Source organism: Nannocystis punicea (assembly GCF_026965555.1).
Lineage (GTDB): Bacteria > Myxococcota_A > Polyangia > Nannocystales > Nannocystaceae > Nannocystis > Nannocystis punicea.
The window spans coordinates 10,896,288-10,919,583 of record NZ_CP114040.1; the positions used below are offsets into that span (position 1 = coordinate 10,896,288).

The window sequence follows — 23,296 nt, forward strand, 5'->3', positions numbered from 1 at the left end:
CCCATTCATGCAACAGACCCTGTCTCGCCGCTCGTTCGCGGCTATCTCGACCCTCGGCCTCGGGCTCCCGGGCTTGCTCGGCGGCTGCCGAGGGACCACAAAAGCCGGGAGCACCACCATGATCCCCGGTGAAAACGCCCCCCTCGCCGACCACCTCGGGTGGTTCTCCGTCGACAAGCCCACGATCGCGCGCGTCATGAGCGAACTGACGGCGCGCGGCGCCGACGCTGCCGACCTCTACTTCCAGTACAGCCGCGACAACTCGATCACGATGGAGGACGGCATCATCAGCCGGGCCAGCTCCTCGATCGACCAGGGCGTCGGCCTGCGGGTGGTGGTCGGCGACCAGACCGGCTACGCGTTCACCGAGGACCTCTCGCTCGAGGCGATGCTGGCGGCGGCGCGCACGGCGGCGGGCATCGCCCACGGCGGCGCGGCGCACGCCCCGGTCGAGTTCAAGCAGCGCTCGCGGCCGACCAACTTCTACACGCTCAGCCAGCCGTGGGCCGAGGTGCAGACGGTGCAGAAGCTGCCGCGCATCGAGCACCTGGCCGCGCTGGCGCGCAAGGGCGACCCGTCGATCCACAAGGTCACGGTCAGCTGGGCCGACGGCGAGGAGCTGGTGCTCATCGCCGACATGCACGGCAACATCCACACCGACATCCGGCCGATGACGCGGCTGTGGTGCATGCTCACCGCCAAGAAGGGCGAGGTCACCCAGAGCAACAGCGCCAACCTGGCCGGGCGCCACGGCTTCGACTGGTACACCGACGACCGGCTCGAGTTCCTGGCCAAGGAGGCGGTGTCGCGGACGATGGTGCTGTTCGACGCCAAGCGCCCGCCCGCCGGCGAGATGCCGGTGGTGCTGGCGGCCGGCGCCAGCGGCATCCTCCTGCACGAGGCCATCGGCCACGGCATGGAGGCCGACTTCAACCGCAAGAACACCAGCATCTACGCCAGCATGATCGGCAAGAAGGTGGCGCCCGACTTCGTCACCATCGTCGACGACGCCACCCAGTCCGGCGAGCGCGGCGCGCTCAACGTCGACGACGAGGGCAACCCGGTCGAGAAGACGGTCCTGGTCGACCACGGCGTGATGGCGTCGTACCTGCACGACAGCATCAGCGCCAAGCACTACAAGGTGAAGGCGACCGGCTCGGGCCGGCGCGAGTCGTTCCGCCACTCGCCGATGCCGCGCATGCGCAGCACGTACATGGAGAACGGCCCGCACACGCGCGAGGAGATCATCGCCTCGGTCAAGAAGGGCATCATCGCCGAGACCTTCACCAACGGTCAGGTCCAGATCGGCGCCGGCGACTTCACCTTCTACATCAAGAACGGCTGGCTCATCGAGGACGGCAAGATCACCGCCCCGATCAAGGACATCAACATCATCGGCAACGGCCCCGAGGCGCTGCGCAACGTCACCATGGTGGGCAACGACTGCAAGCTCGACTTCGGCGGCTGGACCTGCGGCAAGGACGGCCAGAGCGTGCCGGTCTCGCAGGGCCTGCCCACCACCCTGGTCTCGAAGATGACCGTCGGAGGCGAGAATGTCTGACCTACTTCAGAGCGCCAAGACCGCCGTCGACCTGGCCAAAAAGGCAGGCGCCCAGGACGCCTGGGCCGCCATCTCGCGCGACCGCTCGGTCTCCCTCGTGTACCGCGACGGCAAGGTCGAGAAGGTCGAGGAGAGCACCTCCCGCGGCCTCGGCATCAGCCTCTACGTCGACGGCCGCTACTCGTCGCACAGCACCACCGACCTGCGGCCCGACCGCCTGGCCGGCTTCATCAAGGAGGCGGTCGCGCTGACCCGCGTGCTGCAGCCCGACCCCTACCGCGTGATCCCCGACCCCGCGCTGTTCAAGGGCCGCCCCACCGTCGACCTCGAGCGCGTCGACCCGAGCGTCGCCAAGCTGACCCGCGAGCAGCGCGAGGCCTGGTGCGCCGAGATGGACGCCAAGGCCCACTCCGACTCGCGCGTCATCTCGGCCGAGAGCAACCTGTTCAGCGGCGAGTCGCAGGGAGCCGCCGCCAGCAGCAACGGCTTCGACGGCGTCTGGGACGGCAGCTACGTCGGCTACGCCTGCACCGCCACGGTGCGCGAGGGCGAGGACAAGCGCCCCGAGGGCTCGGCCCACGCGGTCGGCCGCTTCCTGACCGGCCTGCCGGAGCCGGCGGCCATCGCCGCGCTGGCGCTGCAGCGGGCGATCGACCGCCTCGGCAGCGCCAAGGGCCCGACGGTGCGCACGACGATGGTGGTCGACCCGGAGGCCGCGGTCTCGCTGATCTCGCGCGCCCTGTCGCCGCTGTCGGCCGCGTCGATCCAGCAGGGCCGCTCCTACCTGGCCGGAAAGCAAGGTCAGAAGGTGTTCGGCGACAAGCTGACGATCACCGACGACCCGCTGCTGCCGCGCGGCCTCAGCTCGCGCCACTTCGACGGCGAGGGCATCTCGGCCAAGCGCATGCCGCTCATCGAGGCCGGCGTGGTCCGCAACTACTACGTCGACACCTACTACGGCAAAAAGCTCGGCTGGGCCCCGACCACCGGCTCGGCCAGCAACCGCGTGCTCGGCCTCGGCGACAAGCCGCTCGCCGCCCTCATCGCCGACGTCCAGGACGGCATCTACGTCACCTCCTGGCTCGGCGGCAACAGCGACGCGACCACCGGCGACTTCTCGCTCGGCCTCCGCGGCCACCAGATCAAGGGCGGCAAGATCGGCGCGCCCATCGGCGAGATGAACGTCACCGGCAACCTCGCCGCCCTGTTCGCCAAGCTCGCCGTCGTCGGCAACGACCCCTACCCGTTCTCCAGCCTGCGCGCCCCCACCCTCGTGTTCGAGGACGTGCAGTTCAGCGGGACATGACCCGAAGGACCTGTCGCTTACGACAGGTCCTTCGAGACAGACGAGGCGCGATCCTCCGCCCCCGGCCGGGCGGCGGCTCGCGCCTCGCGCCTTGTCGACGAGCGCCGGCGCCTCGAACCGTGTATCGTGTCGAGGCGCCATTCGCTCGGACGTCTCGTCCATGCCGACCCAATCGCCCGTCCGCCGTCCCGCCACGCCGTCCGAACGGACGCGTCGACATCGAGCGCGGTCGACCGCGGACGGCCACGATGAAGTCATGACGCCGAAACCCGGTGACGAGGCGGCCGCCTCCTGGCGACGGACTGCGCGTGGCAGGACGGTGGAGTAGTCGCGTCCTCGGCCGGGCGCTCCGCGGAGCGCTCTGCGGCGTGCCGTCGCTCCTCGCTTGCTCCGCGCCTGCGTCCTCGGCCGAACGGACGGAGACAGCTCGACGACCGTCTCCGACGCCGGCGCTGTCAGCCATCGCCGTCGACGCGCCCGCGGTGGCCGTTCCCGACCCGCCCCCTGTGTTCGTCCCGCAGGCCGACGCTCGCCCGCACGAGCTCGATCGGACGCTGTGGCGCTGCAACCAACACATCATCCTCGCCTTCTGGGGCGAGCACTGCGTCAGGGCCGACATCGACTGGGCGATGCTCGCGATGGGCATCCAGCAGATCCACACTCGCTCCGACTTCGCGCTGGTGTACGGTCCTCGCGGCTCGTTCACGCCGACCGGCAGTTACACGGTCGCCCTGCGACGGACCGAGTGGCCCTACGGTCAGCGGTCTCCCGTCGACTACGGCGAGGCCCCGCTCCACATGGCCTACACCCTCGTCAATGACCACCTGTTCACGCGGGGGAGCCGCAAGCACGAGCCGCTCGAGTGCGTGCGCCAGAGCTTCGACGGCGACTTCGAGGTGTTCATGGACGCTCGCTACGGGGGTCCGCCCCCGGCCCCGGCCGAACGCGCCCAGCCCCACGAGCTCGACCGCACCGTCTGGCAGTGCGGCGCGCACAAGACCTGGGCGTTCTGGGGCGATCACCTCGTCGAGGTCGAAGCCGATCCGGCCACGAAGGATGAGCGCTTCAATGGCTTCGCTAGCCGCACCGAGTACGCCCTGAGGTGGAAGCCCGGCCGGCGCCTGACCGCGAGGCGCTGGCGGATCGAGCTCGCCGCCGAGAGCTACGAGCCGCGGTCCGTCGCGGGGCGCACGGAGACGCTGCGATACGAGCTGTCGGGCGATCGCCTGGTGGTCTCCGGCAAGTCGCTCGGCCGCGACCTTCGGTGCACGCGCAAGTGCTTCGACCTCGAGTACCTGACGCGCATGGACCGGCGCTACCACACCTTCACGCCTCCGGACGTCCTCTGCACGCCGCCGACGTGAGCCCCGGCCCTCGCGCCCGTCGGCTCGACAAAGAACGAACGCGAGCGAACTGCCTCACCGCAGGCGTCAGTCGCGGAGCCGCTCGCAGCGCGGCTCCCCCGTCGTCATGTCGATCACCGACCCGAGCGAGCGCCAGCCCGGCTGGTCGGGCACGCAGCTGTCGGGAAACTCCCACTTCACGCCGCGCGGGTCGTAGGCGTGGGTGATGGAGTCCCTGCACGCCTCGGCGCGCGTGCAGCCGGCCAGCACCCTGGGCTCGCGGCAGCGCGGCCATCCGTACACGGCCTGGCAGAACGCGTGCGCCTCGCACTGGTCGACGCGCAGGCGCTCGCACGCGCAGAACTCCCGGTCGTCCTCGGTGCAGCTCGGCGTGACCATGTCCACCTGCGGCAGCGCCATCGCCCGCCGCACCGCCGTGTAGGGCCCGAGCAGAGTGACGCTGGTCAGCAGACTGTCCGGGTAGCTGTCCCGCACCCCGTCGGCGCGCGCGAGCTCGACGACCTGCTCCAGCCGCTCGCGCAGCTCCGCCTCGCTGAATCGCACATCGTTCCCGCGCTCGTCCTGGTGACGCTCGCCGAGCCTCAACGTCCACCACAGCAGGACGTCCGGGTGCTGCCGCGCCTGCAAGCACCGCGCGCGGTCCTGCGGGGCGTGGCACTTCTCTTCGACGTCCCCGGGCGCGAGCGTCGCGCGAGTCAGCAGCGACGGATCCATCCCCACCGGCTCGACCGCCGCGGCCACCACCTCCGGCGCTCCCGGCTCGACCGCCGCGGCGGCCACGTCCGGCGCTCCCGTTCCGACCGGTCGCGCGCACGCCAGCAGCCCCAGCACCCACGCGACGCCGCTCCCTCTCGCCATTCGCCTCACGCTATCCGCGACCTCCGCCCTCGCCATCGGACTCCCGTCGTTCCTTTCGACGCCTGGCTCTCGACCCGGCCGTCGATGGGCGTGGACCTCCGAGCCAATCACTTCTCCGCGATCGTCACCAGCCCCATGTCGACATAGCGCTGCTGCGCCGCGGCGCCGGTCAGGTACGTGTCGTAGCCGGGGTTGTCGCGCAGGTATCGCCCGAAGTACGCGACCACGTAGGCGCGCGCCAGGTCGTTGACGACCGCGTTGGCGAGCGTGGGCGCCTGGCAGAACGAGCAGGTGATCCCGCACGACGCGACGTCGTCGAGGAAGCTCATGTGATTGGCGCCGTTCACGGTCACTTGCAGCGCCGGCGAGCTCGCCTCGGCGTAGAAGGTCGTGAAGTTCTCGGCCGCCGGCGCGCAGGCCATGAAGCCGGCGGTGTCGAGGGTCTCGCCGAGGAAGCCGAGCGGGATGGAGATCGGCAGCATCGCGCTGACGTCGGGGCAGGCCTGCATGTCGGGGCACATGTTGGCGCCGTCGACGGGATCGAGGGTGAGCGAGGCCTTGACGCGGGCGTCGAACATCGCAGCGAGCACGGAGATCTTGCCGCCCAGGGAGTGGCCGGTGGTGCCGACGTTGTTCACGTCGGAGATGTCCGCGAGGTCCGGATGCTCGGCCGCCCAGTCGAGCGCGGCGAGCACCTGCTTGGCGTTGGCGACGTGGTCGACAGCGCCGAACAGATAGCCGGCGTGGTCGACGTTGAGCACGACGTAGCCGTGCGACGCCAGCCGCGTGGCGTAGCCGGTGTACTGCGTCGGCGGCAGGTTGAAGCCGTGGGCGATCGTCACCACCGGATACGGCCCCGGACCCCGCGTCGGATAGTACGCGGTCACGCCGATCGCCTCGCCGTCGACGTCGATCTCCCCGACGAGCTCGTCGAACTGCCACGGACCGTCCTCGTTCGGGTCATGAACATCCTCGCCGGGCTCGCCGGTGGTCCCCTCGGTCGTCTCCACCCCGGTCGTGTCGGTGCCGGTCGTGGTCCCTGCGGTCGTCGTCGGTCCCTCCTCGGTGGTCGGCGCGACGGTCGTCGTCGGGCCCGTGGTCGAGGTGGTGCCCGTGCCGGTCGGATTCGCAGCGCTCGTCCCCGGATCGCCCCCGGTGGTGGTGCCGCTGCTCGTGCCGCTGCCGGACCCGGTGTCGGAGTCCGTGCCCGACGACGTCCCGCCGCCGTTGCACGCGATTGTGAGGACAAGGAGAATGAGGACGGACCGCTGCATGTCGCCACGTCTAGCGGCGCCCCCGACTGCGAGCAATCGCGGAACGCTCACGAAACGCCGCCCAAACCCCGGTAAAGCGCCGGTTCTCGCCGCCTCGGCGTGGCCTCGCGACGACACCGCATTCACCGTTCGCGCCGCACCGTCGCGCCGATCGCCCGCGCAGGAGCGGCGCGCGAGGTCTCGACACCACGCATTTTTAAAACTGCGTAGATTCGCTTTCTTACCCCGCGAACCGCCGCGCGCGGCCGGAGCCGATCACCCGGCGCCCGTGGTGATATGTCTTGATGGACATGTCCAATTCGCCACTTTCTCGACGACGCGCGCGTCGGTCGGCGGATGTCCTTCGGGACATCCTCTCGTCGACGAGAGCGCCTCAGCCGCCGTAGCGCTTGATGTACTGCCGCATCAGGAACCGGCGGAACCACGTGTTCACGGCCGGGAAGTCGAGCACCAGCCGGCCGTACACGACCAGCGACTTGTCACCGATGCTGACGCCGTGGGGAAAATCCTCGCGCAGCGTGTGCGGCCGCAGGGGCGGCACCCCGTGCGGGTAGCCGGGCGCCTCGCGGGCCAGCCGCTTCAGGTTGTCCGCGGTGAGCCACGCCTGCCACAGGCACTCGATGGCCCGCTGCATCGTCGGCCACTCGCCGGTCCCGCTCTGCACCCGCGCGGCGTCGCCGATGGCGAAGATGTCCGGCCGCGTCGGCTTCGGCGTGGCGAAGCACTGCAGGGTCGGCCCGACCGCCAGCCAGCCGGCCTCGGTGCGCGGCAGCGGCAGCTTCGCCAGCACCGGCGCCGGTCGCACACCACCGGACCAAAAGGCCATGTCGCAAGGGACATCCACCGCCGCGCCGTCGCCCCCGGCCGGCCGGACCGAGGCTGTCCCGGCGGACAGGCGAGTGAGACGCGTGCGCAGCCGCAGCTCGACGCCCTGGGCCCGCAGGTGCGCCTCGGCCTTGTGACCGGCGCGCGCGCACAGGTGCGGCAGCAGGCGCTCGCCGGAGTGCACCAGAGTGACCCTGGGCGCGCGCCAGCCGCTCGGGCGCACGCGCGCCAGCCGACCCAGCTCGCCCGCGAGCTCGACGCCGGAGATCCCGCCGCCGACGACGACGATCGCGGGCCGCTCGCCGGCGGGGCCGCTGGCCTCGCCCTCGCGGTAGGGTCCGTCGCCGCTGCTCACCCGTCGCGTCGCCTCGCCGTCCGGCCCCAGCAGCGCGGCCAGGCGGTCGGCCGCGTGCACGAACTCGTGGTCGAACTTGTAGTCGACGAACCGCTCCGCCCCCTCGATGCCCGCCGGCGGCGCCAGCACCGAGCCGAGCGCGACGACGAGGAAGCGCCCGCGCAGCCGCTCGCCCGAGGCCAGCTCCACCTCCTTGCGGTCGGGGTCGAGGCCGACGACGTCGCCGACCACGTAGCGCGCCGCGGCCCGCTTCTCGACGCAGCGCCGGGTCGGCAGCACCGAACTGTCCCGGTCGAGCCGACCGACCAGCCGCTCCTGCACCAGCGGGATGTACGGGTGCTCGGCCTGGCGGTCGACCACGGTGATCTTGAGGCCCCGCCCGCGGGCGCTGCGGCGCAGCTGGTGGACCAGCTCGATCCCCGCGAAGCTGGCCCCGAGGATCAGGACGTCGATCTCGTCATGTGTCCCTTCGGCCATGTCCTTCGCCTCCTGTCCCTCGGGTCCTGTCCTCGAGCGCACCCGCTCAGTGGCCGAACACGACCACGCGGTCGCGCACGCCGGCGGGGAACCGCTGGCGCACCAGCCGCTCGGCCTCGGCCCGGCTGTGGCGCATGCTGCGGTGGACCAGCACCAGCGCCTCGCCGGTGAACCGCTCCGACTCGGCGACCAGCTCGTCGAGGTGGGTGTGGCCCCACTGGCGCGTCTGCGCCACGTCGCGCTCGGCCGTCCAGCTGGTGACCTCGTGGACCAGCACCCGGCAGCGGCGCGCCAGCTCGTGCTGCTGGAAGAACTCGATCTGGGTGTCGCCGGTGACGCAGATCAGCGGCTCGGTGTGGGCGTCGAGGACGTCGACGCCGCCGCGCCGCAGCTCGGCGATCTCCGGCCCCGGCAGGCCGACGTACTCCGGCTTCAGGCGACTGGTGGTGCGCTCGACGACCCACGCCAGCGACGCCACCCGGTGCGTGGTCCGCAGGCAGGTCGCCGCGCAGCCGCGCGACAGCCCGCCGCCGAGCGAGAAGCGGTCGCCGGGCGCGTGCCCGTGCAGCTGCCACTGCAGGTCGAAGCCCTCGATCTCGGCCCAGGCGCGGAGGATCCGCGTCAGCGGCTCGTGGACCTCCTGCGGCACGTGGATCGCCGGCGGCGGCGAGCGCATCAGCTGGCGCTGCGACACCAGGTAGCCGACCCCGCCGAGGTGGTCGGCGTGCCCGTGCGACACCAGGATCGTGTCGTACTTGAGCGCGCCGGGCGGGCACATGCCGACGTCGAACATGACCCCGAGTTCAGGTACCATGAGACAGGTCTCGACGCCGCCGCGGGTGATGCCGCGCAGGGTGAGACCGCCGACCTTGAGCTCGTCGAGGACCGCGACGTCGTGCATCAGGTGACCGAGTTACGGCTCGGCGTCCACAAGATCTGCGGGCGCGCGAACACGTCGGCGCCGCCGCGCGCCGGCTTGGCCGGGGCCGCCGCCGCCGAATCGGCCGCGGACTTGGCCCGGCGGATCGACAGGACCTCGAGGACAGCCGCGTGGACCTTCTCCGGGCTGACCACGATCTGCTCCTCGATCTCGATCGGCGACGGGATGCCGGGGCTGGGGTCCTGGCCGAGCACGCGGGTGATCACGTTCTCGCCGGCCATCGCCTCCTGCACGGCACCCTGGATCTCGCGGCCCAGGCTGGCGAACACGCGGTCCTCGTGGACGACCAGCAGGCGGCCGGTCTTGCGCACGCTGGCCAGGATCGCCTCGGAGTCGTAGGGCACGATCGTGCGCAGGTCGATGAGCTCGACGTCGACGCCCTCGGCCGCGAGCTTCTGCACCGCCTCGCCGCAGAACAGGGTGCAGCGGCCCCACGTGACCACGGTGATGTCCTTGCCCGGGCGGCGCAGCGCCGCCTTGCCGAGCGGCACGCGGAAGTCGTCGGGCAGGTCGGGGATGTGGCCGCCGAAGCCGATGCTGCGCTTGAGCGCCGCGATCTCCTTGGGGTCGGTCGGCTCGCCCGGGAACGCGTCGCCCAGCGTCATGCGGTAGAGCCCCTTCGACTCGAACACCAGCACCGGCCCCGGGTACTCGGCGGCGCTGCGGAGCAGGCCGTACATGTCCCGCGAGGTCGTCGGCGCGACGATCGTGATGCCCGGGATCGAGGCGTAGAAGCCCTCCATGCACATCGAGTGGTAGACCGACCCGCCGTGCAGCGGCTCGACCGGCAGGCGCAGGATGACGTTGACGTCGACCGTGCCCGCCGACTGCCAGCGCTGGTTGCCGAGCAGCACCAGCCAGTGCAGCGTGTTGAGCGAGTAGTCGGAGAACTGGATCTCCGGGATCGCGGTCGCCCCCTTGTGCAGGGCGAACCCGAACGCGGTGCCGAGGATCAGCGGCTCGTTGATCGGCGCGTCGCGGACCTGGTCGGGGTAGCGCTCGTAGAGGCCCTTGGTGGCCACCATCACGCCGCCCTTCTTGGCGACGTCCTGGCCGTACACCCACGACATCGGGTTGGCCTTGAGGATCGCCTGCAGCGCCGAGCGGATCGCCCCGTTGATCGAGATCGCCGTCGGCCGGTTCTCCAGCGGCGCCTCCTCGACCACCGGGAACGGCGCGCGGATGTCCGAAAGGACAGACTCGTAGCTCGGCTCCGGCTCGGTGGCGCAGATCGCCATCGTCTCGACCACGTAGTCGTCGGCCGCCTTGGCCAGGGTGCCCCAGTCGTGGCGGCGGAAGTAGTCCTTGCCCTCGGTGATCGCGTTGCGCCGCAAGATCTCGTGCGGCGCCAGCACCCCCGCCTGCACCAGCGCCTCGCCGAAGTCGATCAGCGGGTCGTAGCTGTCGAACTCGAAGGTGAAGTCGGCCGCCGAGCTGTGGTTGTTGAGGCGCGACAGGTTCTTGACCCACATCAGCGCCGGCGCCTGCTGCTCCTTGCAGTACTCCGCGGCCGCGCGGGCGGTCTCGTAGCAGCCGAGGAAGTCGTTGCCGTCGCACTCGAAGTAGGCGAAGCCGAAGGCGGCCGCGTAGTGCTCGAAGCTGCGGATCCCGCGGCCGTCCTCGGGCCGCACGCTGATGGCGACGTTGTTGTCGGTGACCGTCAGCAGCACCGGCAGGCGCAGGATCGACGCGCCCGTCATGCCCTCGTGCATGTCGCTCTCGGCGGTCGTGCCGTCGCCGACCACCGCGACCACCAGGCCGTCGTCGTGGCCCTTGCGCCGCAGGCCCTGGGCGTAGCCGACGGCCTTGCCGAACTGCATGCCGAGCGCGCTCTGCACCGGCAAGGTGTTGAACCGCAGGTCGTTGAAGTGCGCCGTCATCAACCGCCCGCCCGTCCACGGGTCGGTCGACTTGCACAGCTGCTGCCGCATGTGGTCGAGGTGGAAGTCCTGGTAGCCGCGCAGCCGCGACCACATGGCCAAAAGGCCAGCCGAGCGGTAGTGGGCGCAGATGCCGAACGCCTCCGGGTTGACGACCTCGGCGAACGCGAGCGCCTCCGCCGCCCCGTGCAGCTCCTCGCCCGAGCCCCAGATGGCGAACTTGATGGTGCCCTTGGCGCACTCCTGGACCACCCGCTCGACGTGGCAGCGGGCGACCAGCATCTCCTGATAGGCCAGCCGCAGCAGCTCCGGGGTGAGGCTCGGGAACCGCGGGAGGTCGCGGAGATCGAAGCGGAGGGTCTTGCTGGGCGTCGGCATGTCCATGCGCGAGGCAAAGCCTAGGCGAGATCGGCGCTGGGGTAAACCGACCGCAGACGAGCGCCAAGTCGCAGCGCAGCGGGCGCGAACGAACCGCGTGACGTGGCGCATGCCTCGTGTGTGACGACCGCTTGAAGGCGCGCAAACGAAGTGGCACCTGGCGGAAAGGCCAGGTGCCACTTCAGCTCGCCGTCACGCCGGCGACGCGCAGGCTCACGCGCTCGGGAGGGCGCCCGCGGCCGCGTCGAGGCGCGCGCGCGCCTCGCTCTCCGGATCGCCGCCCTCGTGCTTGCGCCGGACCCAGAAGTACAGCCACACGCTCAGCCCCGAGAAGAAGGCGATCATGAACGCCATGACGCCATTGACGAGGATGCTGTTGAGGATCCCGCCGAGCGGCAAGAAGCCGAGGATCATGCCGACGATCGTCATGACGAGGCCGACCGCCAGGCCGGCGCCGAACACCGTGGCGAGGATCGGCACCAGCTCCAACTTCAGCAGGCTGAAGTTGCGCCCGATCACCGCGCCGAGCTTCTTGTCCTCGACGTAATAGATCGGCGCCGCGAACACCCCGAACACGATGCCGGGGATGAAGCAGTTCACCGCGACGTCGGCGACCCCGGCGATCGACTGCTGCACGGCCGCCTGGATCGAGATCGGCTGGCCGAGGTAGTGGCTCAGCATGAAGCGCCCGAGCGACGGCATGAGGATCACCATCGCCGCGAGCTGCACCAGCGACAGCAAGGTCGCCAGCAAGGCGGCGATGCTGAGCGGCAGGATCATCAGGCCGAGCTGCGCGAGCAGGCCGATCGGGATCAGCACCGCGCCGACGGTCGCGACCGCGGGCGCAGCCACCGGCTGGAACAGCTTCCAGCCCTCGAGGAGGATGAACTTCACCTGCGAGACCAGGTCGTTGCCCGCAGGACCGAGGGCCGCCACCGCGGGCTCGCCCGCCGGCGGCGTGTCGGCGATCGCGCTCTCGGGCACCAGCACCGGCGGCCCCATCGGCATCGGCGCCGCAGCCACGGGCTGGGAGATCGGCGTCGGCACGGCCTGCGGCGGCGGCGTGGCGATCGCGGACTGCGGCTGGACCGCGAACCGATCGGTCCCCGGCGCCGGCGCGCCGAAGCCACCCGTCGCCGGCTGGGCCCCGAAAGCCCCTGGACCCGGCCCCGGCGGCGCAGGCGCGGGGAACGGCGCGGGCGGGCCCATCGGCGGGGCCATCGGCTGCGGCGGCGCGGCCGCGAAGCCGCCCGGAGCGCCCGGCGCGGGCCCTCCCGGCGCAGGCCGAAGCAGCGGCCCCTGGTGCTGCGCTGTCGGCGCGAACGCGAAATTCCCCGGCTGCGGGGCTCCTACGGGCGCGGGCGGGGCCGGCATCACCGGCCCGGGCGGGGCCGGCATCACCGGCCCGGGCGGGCGCGCGGCGGCCGGCTTCATCGGCGCCGGGAAGCCGGGGACCATGCCCGGCGCGGCGATCACTGTGCGACCCTTGCCGGCGCCGCTCGAGCCGAGGCCGTCGATGCTCTGCACTGTGATGAGCGAGTTGCCGATGCGGAGGGCGATGCCCGCGGTCAGCTCGAGGTTGGCGACGCGCTGGCCCTGGAGGAGGAAGCTGCCGTTGGTCGAGCCGAGGTCGGTAAAGCGGAGGGTCGCTCCGTCCCAGAGGATCTCCGCGTGGCGGCCCGAGACCTGGCTGTCGTGGAGGGCGATGTCACCGGCGTCTCGGCCGATGAGGACTTTGGGCTGGGAGATCGTCCGGGTCTCCGCTGGGCGGTCGACGTACTGGATGTGGAGCGTGTACGAGGCCATCGAGGTCTCCGGGGGGTCGCGGTAGGCTTGGGCAGAGTGTCACAAATGCCCGCCGTGCGGCGCAACCATCGCGCCGATGTCCTGCCAGTACAAGAGTCGCCGCCGCCGTGGGGCCCGGCCGAGATCCGCTCGCTCCGGGACCGCTTGCGGCGAGCCGACGCCGATGGGCGCGGCCGAGCCGAACCCGCGTGGGACCTCGTCGTCGTGGGGGCCGGGATCGCCGGCGCCGGGGTCGCCCGCGACGCGGCCCTCCGCGGCCTGCGGGTCCTCGTCGTCGAGGCGCGAGACCTGGCCTTCGGGACCTCCTCGCGCTCGAGCCGACTGATCCACGGCGGCGTCCGCTACCTCGAGCAAGGCGAGCTCGGCCTCGTCTACGAGGCCCTGCGCGAGCGCCGGCTGCTCTACAAGATCGCCGGCCACATCGTTCAACCGGCGCGCTTCCTGTTCCCCGCCTACCGCGGCGACCGCCTGCCGCTGTGGAAGCTGCGCATCGGCCTGTCGCTCTACGACGCCCTCAGCCTCTACCGTAGCCACGGCCACCGCGTGCTGCGCCCCGCCGCCGCCCACGCGCTCGAGCCGCTGCTCCGCGAGGAGGGCCTCCGCGGCGCGGTGACCTACGAGGACGCGGTCACCGACGACGCTCGCCTCACCCTCGCCACGCTGCAGGACGCCCGCCGCCACGGCGCGCAGGTCCTCACCTACGCGCCCGTGGTCGCCATCCGCCGCGAGGGCGAAGTCCAGGTCGTCGAACTCGACGGCGGCCTCCGCGTGCAGGCGCGGGCCGTCGTCGTCGCCGCCGGGCCGTGGACCTCCGAGCGACTGCTCGGCGTCGCCGGCGCCCACCTGCTCGCCCTCTCGCGCGGCATCCACCTCGTCCTGCGCGCCACCGACGTCCCGGTCCGCCAGCCCCTCGTCGTCCAGGCCCAGCAGGAGCGGCGGATCTTGTTCGTCGTGCCCTGGGGCGCGCGGACCTACCTCGGCACCACCGACACCGCCTACGTCGGCGACCCGGCCGCCTCCGGCGTCACCGCGGCCGACACCGACGAGCTCTTCGCCCTGATCGGCAAGGTCTTGCCGCGCGCGGTCCTCGGCCGCGACCGCATCGTCAGCGCCTGGTCCGGCGTGCGGCCGCTGGTGCGCGACGAGCATGCCGCGTCCGGCGACCCGACGGCCGAGATCTCCCGCTCACACCGGATCCTCGAGACCGCGGAGGGCGTGATCGCCGTGGTCGGCGGCAAGCTGACGACCTACCGGTCGATGGCCGAGGAGACCGTCGACCGCGTGGTCCGCCGCTTGCGGCAACGCGGCCAGCTGCCGGCCGGCATCGGCCGCTGCCAGACCCATCGCCATCCTCTCGTGGCCGGCCTGCCGCTCTCGGCCGAGGAGTTGCAAGATCCCCGCATGGGCGATCTCGCCCAGCGGCACGGTCCGCTCGCTCGCCAGCTCTATTCGCAGATCCAGGCCGACCCGCGGCTCGGCGCGCGCATCATCGACGACCTGCCGTACTGCTGGGCGGAGGTCGAGCACGCCATCCGCCACGAGGGCGCAGTGCACCTCGAGGACGTCATGCGCAGGCGGATCCCCCTCGCCTTGACCGACGAGGGCCTCGGCGCCCGCGTCGCCCGCGAGGTCGCCACCCGCCTCGTCACCGCCTGGGGCGGCAGCGCCGCCGACATCGAGGCCGAGCTGCAGCGCTACCGCGAGGCGATGGTCGTCGAGACCGGCCGCACCCTCGGCCCCTGCTGAATTTGTTCAACCGGACATGTCCGGACGGTCATGTCCCTTCGAACATGAGCACCGAGACATGCTCGTCGGGACAGGCGCTCCACCGCGAACGAACCCGCCGCAGCGGCCGCGTCCCTCGCCGAGCGAGACGCTCGCGGCCACGCGACGCGTCCGCTTCGAGCGCTCCCCGGACCACCGCCGGAGGAGCGAGTCGACCTCGGCGCTTCGCCGCGCTCCGAGCTACCCGCCGAACAGCCCGGCGACGCCGGTGACGGCCCAGGCGATCCAGCCGTCGGGGTAGTGGGCGCCGACCAGCACGCCGCCGCCGAAGATCCCGCCGAACACGAGGCAGGGCACGCCGAACCAGCCGATGAACCAGGCCAGGCGGGACGGCGGCGCCTCTTCTTCCTCGCGCTTGGCCGGCTGGTTGGCCTGGGGCTCCTGGCGCTTGGGGCTGTTGTTGGCGACGCGGGCGGGGGCGGCCATCTCAGTTCTCTCCTTCGGGGGCGGCGTCGTCGGCCGGCTGCGCGGGCGGGGGTGCGTCCTCGACCTCGGGGGTGAACGGCAGGTGTTTGCGCTCGAGGATGATGCGGCGGTCCTCGGCGGAGAAGGCGATCGGGTCGGAGTCGGCGGCGATCGGGTCGCCGCCCATCGCGTGGGTGACCGCGCGCAGCAGGCCGCGCAGGTGCGGCGCGGGCGAGGTCGGGTCGGAGCTGAACGCGATCGCGGTCGACGCGTGGTTCTTCTCGGCCGCCGTGCCGGCCTTCACCTGCAGCGGCGTGCGGATGTTGCGACCGCCGAGGCCGATCACCAGGTCGGCGCCGTCGCTGCCGACCTTCTCGAGGTCGGCGAAGGCGACCTGTCCGGAAGACCAGGTCGTCGGCGAGGCGACCACCCCGCGCAGCTCGAGCTCGACGCCGAGCTGGCGCAGGAGCACCTGCGAGGCCCAGCGGACGTGGCGTTCGGCGTAGTCGATCCAGTCGCTGCGGCGGTCGAACACCTCCTCGTCGACCACCACCTTGACGCGGATCTTGAGCGGCTCGGCGAGCCGGGCCTGCAGCTCGGGGGGCAGCGGCGCGGGCTCGGCGACGGCCACGGGGACCGGGTCCGGCCCGCGCGGGGGCGCCACGGGCGTCTCGACCGGCTTCGGCTCCGGCGTCGTCGTCGGCTCCGGCTTCGGCGGCTCGGGCGTCGCCGTCGGCTCCGGCTTCGGCTCGGGCTTCGGCGGCTCCGGCGTCGCCGGCGGCTTGACCTCGGGCTTCGGCTCCGGTTTGGCGGTATCGGACGTGGGCTTGCTCGGCTCCCCGGGGACCGCCACGTCCATGCCGAGCCAGTCGCGCTCGAAGGAGAGGATCGCCGTGCGGTGCCCGTGGCCCACGTAGACGCCGGCCCCGAACAGGCCGACGACGAAGGTGACGGGCAGGCCGATGAGGACCACCAGCTTGCCGAGACTCTTCAGACGCGCCGCACTCATGACTGTGGAGGCAGTATACTGCGCCTTTTAAAAGGACCAGGCCGGAGCGCGAGATCGGCGTGAATTCGCCGTCCTCGCCGACTCCGGCCGGACCGGGAGCGCCCTCGCTCAGAGTCCCTCGAGCGCGGTCTCCGGGATCACGCACGACTTCGGGTCGCCGAACGAGTAGCCGGGCGCTTCGAGCGCATAGGGCTCGTTGAGCGCGCGCCACGTGAGGAAGCCGTCGCTGCCCTGGCACTCGTCGAGGAACAGGTCGCCATGCTTCATGTCGCCGACGCCCTCGACCTCGAGGATGCTGCCGCGCGCCCGCCCGTTGCCCTGGCCGTCCCACGCCGCCTGCACGCTCGCCTTCTCCTGCTCCGGCCCGCTCCAGCCGTAGTCGTCCCACTCGCCGTACAGCGTCAGGTCGAAGGTGCCGCCGCCCTCGGCGTCGCGGGTGTAGCTGTACTTGTCGTCGCTGTAGAAGACGTCGTCGTCGAGGTAGCCGAGGTACTCGAAGCTGACGGCCTTGAAGTCGAGGTCGATGCGCTTCTCCTCGGTCTCGACGTCGCGCTCGAAGGTGACCTCGACGAACCCGCCGATCACGCTCATGTCGCCGTCGGGACCCTTCATCTCGGCGTACTTCTCGACCACGTCGAAGTCCATCTTGAAGCCGCCGCTGCGCTTGGTGTCGTCCTTGTGCAGGTCGCCCGTCATCAGCAGCGCCATGTCGGCCTGGGCCTGGGCCTCGCGGCTGCCGACGTAGATCTCGTAGTTCGAGCCGTCCTCGATCGCCTCGACGCGGACCAGCCACGCCAGGTCGCGGCCCTCGGTGTCGGCGTACGGCCCGTAGATGCGGGTGTTGCCCTCGCGCGAGTTCGGCTGCACGTCGTCGAGGTAGGCGATCACGCGCGCGCAGTGCTCGACCAGCACCGTCACCCAGCGGTTGACCTGGTCGGCCGTGTACTCGACGCCGATGTGCAGGGTCCCGCGGACCTGCCCGCCCTCGCGCGCCGCGATCGACTCCGGCAGGTCGATCCGGACGTCGTCGGCCTCGATGAAGGCCGTCTCTTCGTTGGTGAAGAAACAGCCGGTGGACAGGGCCGCAGAGAGCGCGAACAGCGGGGCGAGGCGAGTCATGCCGGCCCCTCTAGCGGAGAACATTCCACCCGCCGCGGCCCGGTTTCACCAGCGATCCCGGGTGCTTGCGCCTGCGCATGAAATCGCGCCGCCGGCCTGTGGCGAAGCGCCACGCCGCGGCCCGCCACTCATCGGCCGGTGAGGACCGCCGCCGGGTCCATGCGCGCCGCCCTGCGGGCCGGCAGCCACGCGCCGAGGACACAGAACCCGGCCGCGAACCCGAGCGCGAGCGCCACGAGGTCGACGCTGAACGCGAAGTAGGTCTCGGGCTTGTACGGGAAGTCCGGCAGGTGCTGGGCCGAGACGTAGTCGAACACGCGGCTGGCCGCGTACGCCAGGCCGACGCCGATCGCCCCGGCGAGCAGGCCGACGCAGGCCGCCTCGCCGAGGATGATGCGCTGGATGTCGGACCGGCGGGCCCCGACCGCGCGCATGATCCCGATCTCCCGCTGGCGCTCGTACACCAGCATGAAGAACACGTGCATGATGTTGACCGCGGCGATGCCGACGATGATCGTCGACAGCAGGCTGAACACCAGCACGAACACGCTGATGAGGAAGCCGGCCTGCTCGGCGCCGCCGTCGGTGACCTCGAAGCCGAGCTCCTCGATCGCCTTGGCCACCGCCGCGACCTGGTCCTTGCTCTCGATCTTGATGATGATCGAGTGGTAGCGGGTCGCCGCCTCCGGCGTGCCGAAGTGCACGTTGTAGCGCGCCACCTGCGACAGCGGCAGCGTCACCCCCAGCGGCACCGCCTTGTCGGAGAAGCCGACCAGCTTGAGCCGCTCGTACAGCAGCTCGTCCTTCTCGGCCGCCTGCACCATCGACGCCCCGACCCGCATCTCGAGCGTCACGCCGACCAGGAAGTCGGGGTTCAGCCGCGGCAGGTTGTAGGCCCGGCGCAGCGAGCCGTTGTAGATCTCGAGCATGTGCGGCGACGCGATCACCGGCACGTAGTCGCGGCACACCTTGCCCGGCCCGCCCTGGTACGGCTTCCCGCAGTACATGTCCTTCGGGCAAGCCGAGTCGTCGGCGCAGGCCGTCGGCGCGGCCGCCGGCTCGGGCACGTCGCGGAACTGGTCGGCGCCGGAGAGCTCGCCCTGCACCAGCGCCGGGTCGACCCCGTCGACGATGAGCTCGGTGCGGATGTCGTTGCCGATGATCTCCTTGCCGCCGAGCCCGATCGCCGGGGCCGTCAGCTTCATCTTCGGGTAGACCCCGCGCACCCCCGGGACCCCGCGCAGCTGCTGGGCCGCCGCCTCGTCGAGCACGTCGCTGGCGAGCCCGAGGCTGACCGGGCCGACGTCGAGCGTCATCGACTTGGCGATCACCTCGAGCTGGTCGAGCGGGAAGATCTTGCCGAGCACGACCTGGCGCACGCCGGCGCCGAGGGCCAAAAAGAACGCGAACGCGGCGATGCCGACGATCACGCCGACCGACGCCAGCGCGAAGTGGACCGCGTTGTTGCGCAGGTTGCCGCGGACGATCGCACCGAGGCTGCTCACGCGCGCACCTCCTCGCCGCCGTTGCCGGCGAGCTCGACCACGCCGTCCTTGATCTCGATCACCCGGTCGGCGGCCGCCGCGATCGTCGGGTCGTGCGTCACGATCGTCAGCGTCACCCCCGACTCGTCGCGCAGCCGGCGGAACAGCGCGATGATGGCCGCCGCCGAGGTGCTGTCGAGGTTGCCGGTCGGCTCGTCGCAGATGAGCAGCTGCGGCTTGTGATAGAGCGCCCGCGCGATCGCCAGCCGCTGCTTCTGCCCGCCCGACAGCGTGCTCGGCCGCGCCCCGATCTTGTCGGCGATGCCGACCATCTCCATCAGCTCGCGGGCTCGCGCCAGCCGCACGTCCTTGCTCTCCTTGCCGTTCACCCGGAACAGCGCCGGCAAGGCCACGTTGTCCTCGCAGCTCAGGTGGTCGAGCAGGTGGAACGCCTGGAACACGAAGCCGATGGTGGCGTTGCGGTAGGCGCTGAGCTCGGCGTCCGAGAGCGTGCGCAGCTCCTTGCCCGCGACCTTGAGCTCGCCCGAGTAGTCGCTGTCGAGCCCGCCGAGCAGCGCCAGCAAGGTGCTCTTGCCGCTGCCCGAGCGCCCGACCACCGCCGCGAACTCGCCGTCGGCCACGTCGAAGTCGACGCCGCGGAGCACCGGCAGCTCGCCCGACTGTGCGCCGGTGAGGCGGTAGCTCTTGCGGATGCCGCGAGCGCGGATCATCGCGGTGGACGCTACTCGCAGCGGGCGATCGCGGTCAACCCCCGCTCAGGGCGTGGACCCGCGGCCCGCCTGGCCGTACGCGACGATCGAGAAGATTCCCCCGTGTGGGTCGCTCACCACCGCGAAGCGGCCGACCGGCGGGATGTCGCACGGCGCGACCACAATCGCGCCGCCGAGCCGCGCCGCGAGGGCCGCGCCCTCGTCGCAGTCCTCGACCCGGAAGTACGTCATCCAGTGCGACTGCATCGACCCCCACGCCTCCGTCATCTGCAGCATCCCGGCGACCTTGCGCTCGCCGACGAAGAAGTCGGTGTAGCGCGTCGACTCCACCGCCCGCTCGGCCCGCCGCCAGCCGATGACGTCGCTGTAGAAGACACCGGCCTCGTCCGCGTCGCGCGTGTTGAGCTCCCACCAACACATCGACGACGGCTCGTCGATGAGCCCGGCGCCCGCGTGGTTCACGGCCTGCCACAACGCCAGCCGCGCCCCGCTCGGGTCCTCCAGCACCGCCATGCGGCCCGAGTCGTAGACCTCGCGCGGCGCCACGATCACCCGCCCGCCACGCGGCTCGACCCGCGCCACCGAGCGGTCGATCGAGTCGACGTTGACGAACGGCATCCACCGCGGCACCTCGCCGCGCGCCTCCTCGTCGGCGCGCATGCGATGGATCGCGACCACGTCGCGCCCGCGCTGGTGCAGGATCGTGTAGCCCTTGCCGTGGTGGATCCCGAGATCGAACAGCCCGCTGTAGAACCGCGTCGTCACCGCCGGCTCCGGACTGCCGAGCTCGGCCCAGCAGAAGCTCCCGTGCTTGTAGCGATCGACGACCGGCACCCCAGGCAACCTACCAAACCGGCTCGGATCCGCCCAAGCGTTTTCGCCCCGCGACGTCAGCGCGCCGCGATGAGTCCGAACACGAACTCCCGGGGACATCCGGACCCGGGCAGGTCCGCCCGGGCCACCTCGACGTAGGCCATAAACGCCCCTTCGTCGCCGGCCGCCGAAGATGTCCCATCGTACAGGCGGCGCGGCGCGCCGCCCGAGAGCTGCAAGTCCAGCGCGCCGCGCCGGGTATCCCCGCAAGCTGTCTCTTCGACCATGCAGGTGCCGGGCGCCTCGCGCCACGCGAAGGGCGCGGCCCACCCGCCGCCCTCGGGGGGATCGACGCGCGCGCCGACGGCCGCCGCCAGGAGCAGCTCCCCGCCCGCGTCCTCCACCCGCAACCACACGTCCGGCTCGCCGACCACCTCGCCCGGCGCGACAATCGCCCGCAGCCTCAGCTGCTGCCCCACCTTGAAACCATCGCGGGCCGGCGCCGGGTCGGCCTCGACGTACAGCCGCATCGCCTCCCCCGCGCACGCGAGATCGAGGACGCGAGACCCCGCGTCACCGCGCATCGCCTGCACCTCGCAACTCAGCTCGGCTCCCGCCTCGCCCGGCATCGGCTCGAGCGCCGCGCGAAAAAACGCCGCTTCGGTCGGCACACAAGGTGAGAGCTCGGGGCCCGCCTCGTCCAGCGGCAAGATGTCGTCGCTGGGCGCCACGACCTCGCAAGCCGCCAACAGCAGACCCGCGCAACGCCGTACTCGCCCCCTGCCTGTCACAGCCGCGCAATTTAGCCGGCCGCCGGTGGGCCTGTCCAGAAGGACATGCGAAGCGAAGGCTCGGGCCGATCCCGGGCGCACCCGCAGACCACCACGTCCGCCTGGATCTTGTCGACCCGTGGGACCCGCGGCACCATCGAACCATGACCTTACGCCGGCTCGCATGTCCGACCGTGGCCCTCGCCCTCGCCGGCTGCCCGGGACCGACCACCCCGGCCGAGACCGAGAGCGAGAGCGAGTCGACGGTCACCCCCACCGCATCCAGCAGCAACCCGACCGAGACCACCGGCCCCCCGGTGACCACCACGAGCACCGCCGGCCCGACCAGCGAGCCGACCACCAGTGAGCCCGGCTGCGAAGGCGTCGACGAGCGGTGCGACGGCGAGACGCACCAGATCTGCGTCGGCGGCAGCTGGGCCGCCGACCCCTGCCCCGCCGGCACCGGCTGCCAGGACGGCGCCACGTCCTGCCAGCCGTGCGACTGCGCCGCCCCGCCCACCTGCGTCGACGCGATGACGCTCGAGACCTGCGGGTGCCTGGCGCCCAAGCAAATCACATGTCCCGAAGACCAGGCGTGTGACGTCGAGAGCGCCAGCTGCAGCGGCATCATCTGCACCCCCGGCGAGCAGACCTGCACCGACCAGAACACCCGCCAGACCTGCAACGACCACGGCACCGGCTACGACCCGCCCGAGGCGTGCGACGGCGACGAGCTGTGCGACGCCGACATGGGCAGCTGCCAGCCCGCGTGCGCCGTGGTGGCCAAGCGGCGGTCGAGCCTCGGGTGCGAGTTCTGGGCCGTCGACATGGCCAACGTCCCGCCGCGCGACGCCTTCGTCTACGCGGTCGCCGTCTCCAACCCGAGCGCCACCGAGTCCGTCAACGTCGAGATCTTCGACGGCAACAAGAACGACGCCGAGCAGAAGCTGCTGACCGGCGTGATCGCCCCGCGCCAGGTCCGGACCTTCCTGCTGTCGGGCAGCAGCAACAACCAGACCGGCTTCTACCCCGGCGACGCCGGCTTCACCGGCTCCGGCATCGCCCCCGGCCGCGCCTTCCGCGTCGTCTCCGACCTGCCGATCGTCGCCACCCAGTTCAACCCGCTCGGCGGCGCCCTGGCCTTCACCACCGACGCCTCGCTGCTGCTCCCGACCCACGCGCTCGGCACCCGCTACTTCCACCTCGCGTGGGGCGAGGGCCTCGGCAGCGGCTCCTCGCTGGTCGTGGTCGCCACCACCGACGACACCACGATCTCGATCAAGCCGACGGTCAGCGTCGCCGGCGGTCAGAACGGCATGCCGCCGATGCTCAAGGGCCTCACCACCGAGGTCACCCTCGACCGCTACGACTACATCCAGCTGCAGACCAACAGCGGCGACACCACCGGCTCGGAGATCGTCGCCGACAAGCCGATCGCGGTGTTCGGCGGCCACTCGTGCGGGCAGGTGCCGAACAAGGCGATCTCCTTCTGCGACCACCTCGAGGAGCAGATCTTCCCCGTCGAGACGTGGGGCGTCGAGTACGTCGCGCTGCGCAGCCCCAAGCGCGGCACCGAGGACATGTACTGGCGAGTGCTCGCGCGCGAGGAGGGCGCCACCGTCACCTTCACCCCCACCCCCGAGGGCCTCGGCGAAGCCACCCAGACCATCCCTCCCGGCGGCTTCATAGAATTCAACGCCAGCGGCGACTTCCGCATCAAGTCCAACCAACCGATCCTCGTCGCCGGCTACATGTACGGCTCCGAGGCCCCCGGCGTGCCGGTCGCCGGCAACCCCGGCGACCCGTCGATGGTGCTCATGGTCCCGAGCGAGCAGTGGCTCGGCGACTACGTGTTCCTGGTCGACAGCTCGTACGCCAACGACAACGTCCGCCTGGTCCGCAAGGCCATGAACAACAACGTCGAGCTCGGCTGCCTCGGCGGCCTCGTGCCCGACGACCACTGGGAACAGATCGCCGGCACGCCGTACGTCACCGCCGTCGTCAACATCAACCCCGGCGAGGCCGCCTGCGAGCCGGGCACCAACACCGCCTCGGCCAAGACCACCACCTTCGGCGTCATCGTCGTCGGCGAGGCCCAGGGCGCCTCGTACGCCTACCCGGGCGGCATGGCGCTGAAGGAGATCGCTCCGGGCTGA

At 71.5% G+C, this 23,296-nt stretch carries 18 protein-coding genes; 5 read left to right on the forward strand and 13 right to left on the reverse strand.

What is annotated here, in order from left to right:
- Positions 1–118: 118 nt before the first annotated feature.
- The 3 genes from O0S08_RS41680 to O0S08_RS41690 all read left to right on the forward strand — a co-directional run bounded on the left by O0S08_RS41680 (position 119) and on the right by O0S08_RS41690 (position 4,231).
- A complete protein-coding gene (locus O0S08_RS41680) occupies positions 119–1,561 on the forward strand; it encodes a TldD/PmbA family protein (RefSeq protein WP_269035090.1) in 1,443 nt (480 codons plus the stop codon).
- Complete coding sequence (locus tag O0S08_RS41685; RefSeq protein WP_269035091.1) at positions 1,554–2,867, forward strand: TldD/PmbA family protein; 1,314 nt, start codon at positions 1,554–1,556, stop codon at positions 2,865–2,867. Before O0S08_RS41680 ends, O0S08_RS41685 begins: the two co-directional genes overlap by 8 nt.
- Before the next feature lie 506 nt (positions 2,868–3,373).
- On the forward strand, positions 3,374–4,231 hold the full coding sequence (locus O0S08_RS41690) for a hypothetical protein (protein ID WP_269035092.1): 858 nt from the start codon (positions 3,374–3,376) through the stop codon (positions 4,229–4,231).
- A gap of 66 nt (positions 4,232–4,297) precedes the next feature.
- Here the strand turns inward: O0S08_RS41690 and O0S08_RS41695 are convergent, their stop codons facing one another.
- The 6 genes from O0S08_RS41695 to O0S08_RS41720 all read right to left on the reverse strand — a co-directional run bounded on the left by O0S08_RS41695 (position 4,298) and on the right by O0S08_RS41720 (position 13,024).
- The gene (locus tag O0S08_RS41695) at positions 4,298–5,089 is read right to left on the reverse strand and encodes a hypothetical protein (RefSeq protein WP_269035093.1); all 792 of its coding nucleotides are present in this window, start codon (positions 5,087–5,089) and stop codon (positions 4,298–4,300) included.
- A 107-nt stretch (positions 5,090–5,196) separates the two neighbouring features.
- Positions 5,197–6,363, reverse strand: coding sequence for a poly(ethylene terephthalate) hydrolase family protein (locus O0S08_RS41700; protein ID WP_269035094.1), 1,167 nt, complete (start codon positions 6,361–6,363; stop codon positions 5,197–5,199).
- Between the two features lie 373 nt (positions 6,364–6,736).
- Entirely contained in the window at positions 6,737–8,020 is a 1,284-nt protein-coding gene (locus O0S08_RS41705; protein WP_269035095.1) for an NAD(P)/FAD-dependent oxidoreductase, read from the reverse strand.
- A 46-nt stretch (positions 8,021–8,066) separates the two neighbouring features.
- Positions 8,067–8,921: an MBL fold metallo-hydrolase gene (locus tag O0S08_RS41710; RefSeq protein ID WP_269035096.1), complete on the reverse strand. Its 855-nt coding sequence runs from the start codon at positions 8,919–8,921 to the stop codon at positions 8,067–8,069.
- Positions 8,921–11,224 (reverse strand): transketolase C-terminal domain-containing protein, encoded by a 2,304-nt coding sequence (locus tag O0S08_RS41715; RefSeq protein WP_269035097.1) that lies wholly within the window; start codon positions 11,222–11,224, stop codon positions 8,921–8,923. Before O0S08_RS41715 ends, O0S08_RS41710 begins: the two co-directional genes overlap by 1 nt.
- A 207-nt stretch (positions 11,225–11,431) precedes the next feature.
- On the reverse strand, positions 11,432–13,024 hold the full coding sequence (locus O0S08_RS41720) for an FHA domain-containing protein (protein ID WP_269035098.1): 1,593 nt from the start codon (positions 13,022–13,024) through the stop codon (positions 11,432–11,434).
- A gap of 204 nt (positions 13,025–13,228) precedes the next feature.
- Between O0S08_RS41720 and O0S08_RS41725 the strand changes: the two genes are divergently transcribed.
- Positions 13,229–14,770 carry a glycerol-3-phosphate dehydrogenase/oxidase gene (locus tag O0S08_RS41725; protein WP_269035099.1) on the forward strand — a complete coding sequence of 514 codons (1,542 nt, stop codon included), beginning with the start codon at positions 13,229–13,231 and terminating at the stop codon, positions 14,768–14,770.
- 219 nt (positions 14,771–14,989) lie between these two features.
- Here the strand turns inward: O0S08_RS41725 and O0S08_RS41730 are convergent, their stop codons facing one another.
- The 7 genes from O0S08_RS41730 to O0S08_RS41760 all read right to left on the reverse strand — a co-directional run bounded on the left by O0S08_RS41730 (position 14,990) and on the right by O0S08_RS41760 (position 21,101).
- Positions 14,990–15,235, reverse strand: a complete 246-nt coding sequence (locus tag O0S08_RS41730) for a hypothetical protein (RefSeq protein ID WP_269035100.1) — start codon at positions 15,233–15,235, stop codon at positions 14,990–14,992.
- A 1-nt stretch (position 15,236) separates the two neighbouring features.
- Complete coding sequence (locus O0S08_RS41735) at positions 15,237–16,223, reverse strand: hypothetical protein (protein WP_269035101.1); 987 nt, start codon at positions 16,221–16,223, stop codon at positions 15,237–15,239.
- A gap of 108 nt (positions 16,224–16,331) precedes the next feature.
- On the reverse strand, positions 16,332–17,342 hold the full coding sequence (locus O0S08_RS41740) for a hypothetical protein (RefSeq protein ID WP_269035102.1): 1,011 nt from the start codon (positions 17,340–17,342) through the stop codon (positions 16,332–16,334).
- 128 nt (positions 17,343–17,470) lie between these two features.
- Complete coding sequence (locus O0S08_RS41745; protein WP_269035103.1) at positions 17,471–18,847, reverse strand: ABC transporter permease; 1,377 nt, start codon at positions 18,845–18,847, stop codon at positions 17,471–17,473.
- The gene (locus tag O0S08_RS41750) at positions 18,844–19,557 is read right to left on the reverse strand and encodes an ABC transporter ATP-binding protein (RefSeq protein WP_269035104.1); all 714 of its coding nucleotides are present in this window, start codon (positions 19,555–19,557) and stop codon (positions 18,844–18,846) included. Before O0S08_RS41750 ends, O0S08_RS41745 begins: the two co-directional genes overlap by 4 nt.
- A 45-nt stretch (positions 19,558–19,602) precedes the next feature.
- Positions 19,603–20,391 (reverse strand): VOC family protein, encoded by a 789-nt coding sequence (locus tag O0S08_RS41755; protein WP_269035105.1) that lies wholly within the window; start codon positions 20,389–20,391, stop codon positions 19,603–19,605.
- A 56-nt stretch (positions 20,392–20,447) separates the two neighbouring features.
- Positions 20,448–21,101: a hypothetical protein gene (locus O0S08_RS41760; RefSeq protein WP_269035106.1), complete on the reverse strand. Its 654-nt coding sequence runs from the start codon at positions 21,099–21,101 to the stop codon at positions 20,448–20,450.
- 203 nt (positions 21,102–21,304) lie between these two features.
- On the opposite strand from O0S08_RS41760, the gene O0S08_RS41765 reads away from it, so the two are divergent.
- The gene (locus O0S08_RS41765) at positions 21,305–23,296 is read left to right on the forward strand and encodes an IgGFc-binding protein (RefSeq protein ID WP_269035107.1); all 1,992 of its coding nucleotides are present in this window, start codon (positions 21,305–21,307) and stop codon (positions 23,294–23,296) included.

What these genes read in the sequence shown, in the direction of transcription:
- O0S08_RS41680 (WP_269035090.1), top strand. Translation starts at nt 119, where the DNA reads ATGATCCCCGGTGAAAACGCCCCCCTCGCCGACCACCTCGGGTGGTTC.
- O0S08_RS41685 (WP_269035091.1), top strand. Translation starts at nt 1,554, where the DNA reads ATGTCTGACCTACTTCAGAGCGCCAAGACCGCCGTCGACCTGGCCAAA.
- O0S08_RS41695 (WP_269035093.1), bottom strand. Translation starts at nt 5,089, where the DNA reads ATGGCGAGAGGGAGCGGCGTCGCGTGGGTGCTGGGGCTGCTGGCGTGC.
- O0S08_RS41700 (WP_269035094.1), bottom strand. Translation starts at nt 6,363, where the DNA reads ATGCAGCGGTCCGTCCTCATTCTCCTTGTCCTCACAATCGCGTGCAAC.
- O0S08_RS41705 (WP_269035095.1), bottom strand. Translation starts at nt 8,020, where the DNA reads ATGGCCGAAGGGACACATGACGAGATCGACGTCCTGATCCTCGGGGCC.
- O0S08_RS41710 (WP_269035096.1), bottom strand. Translation starts at nt 8,921, where the DNA reads ATGCACGACGTCGCGGTCCTCGACGAGCTCAAGGTCGGCGGTCTCACC.
- O0S08_RS41715 (WP_269035097.1), bottom strand. Translation starts at nt 11,224, where the DNA reads ATGGACATGCCGACGCCCAGCAAGACCCTCCGCTTCGATCTCCGCGAC.
- O0S08_RS41720 (WP_269035098.1), bottom strand. Translation starts at nt 13,024, where the DNA reads ATGGCCTCGTACACGCTCCACATCCAGTACGTCGACCGCCCAGCGGAG.
- O0S08_RS41730 (WP_269035100.1), bottom strand. Translation starts at nt 15,235, where the DNA reads ATGGCCGCCCCCGCCCGCGTCGCCAACAACAGCCCCAAGCGCCAGGAG.
- O0S08_RS41735 (WP_269035101.1), bottom strand. Translation starts at nt 16,223, where the DNA reads ATGAGTGCGGCGCGTCTGAAGAGTCTCGGCAAGCTGGTGGTCCTCATC.
- O0S08_RS41740 (WP_269035102.1), bottom strand. Translation starts at nt 17,342, where the DNA reads ATGACTCGCCTCGCCCCGCTGTTCGCGCTCTCTGCGGCCCTGTCCACC.
- O0S08_RS41750 (WP_269035104.1), bottom strand. Translation starts at nt 19,557, where the DNA reads ATGATCCGCGCTCGCGGCATCCGCAAGAGCTACCGCCTCACCGGCGCA.
- O0S08_RS41765 (WP_269035107.1), top strand. Translation starts at nt 21,305, where the DNA reads ATGACCTTACGCCGGCTCGCATGTCCGACCGTGGCCCTCGCCCTCGCC.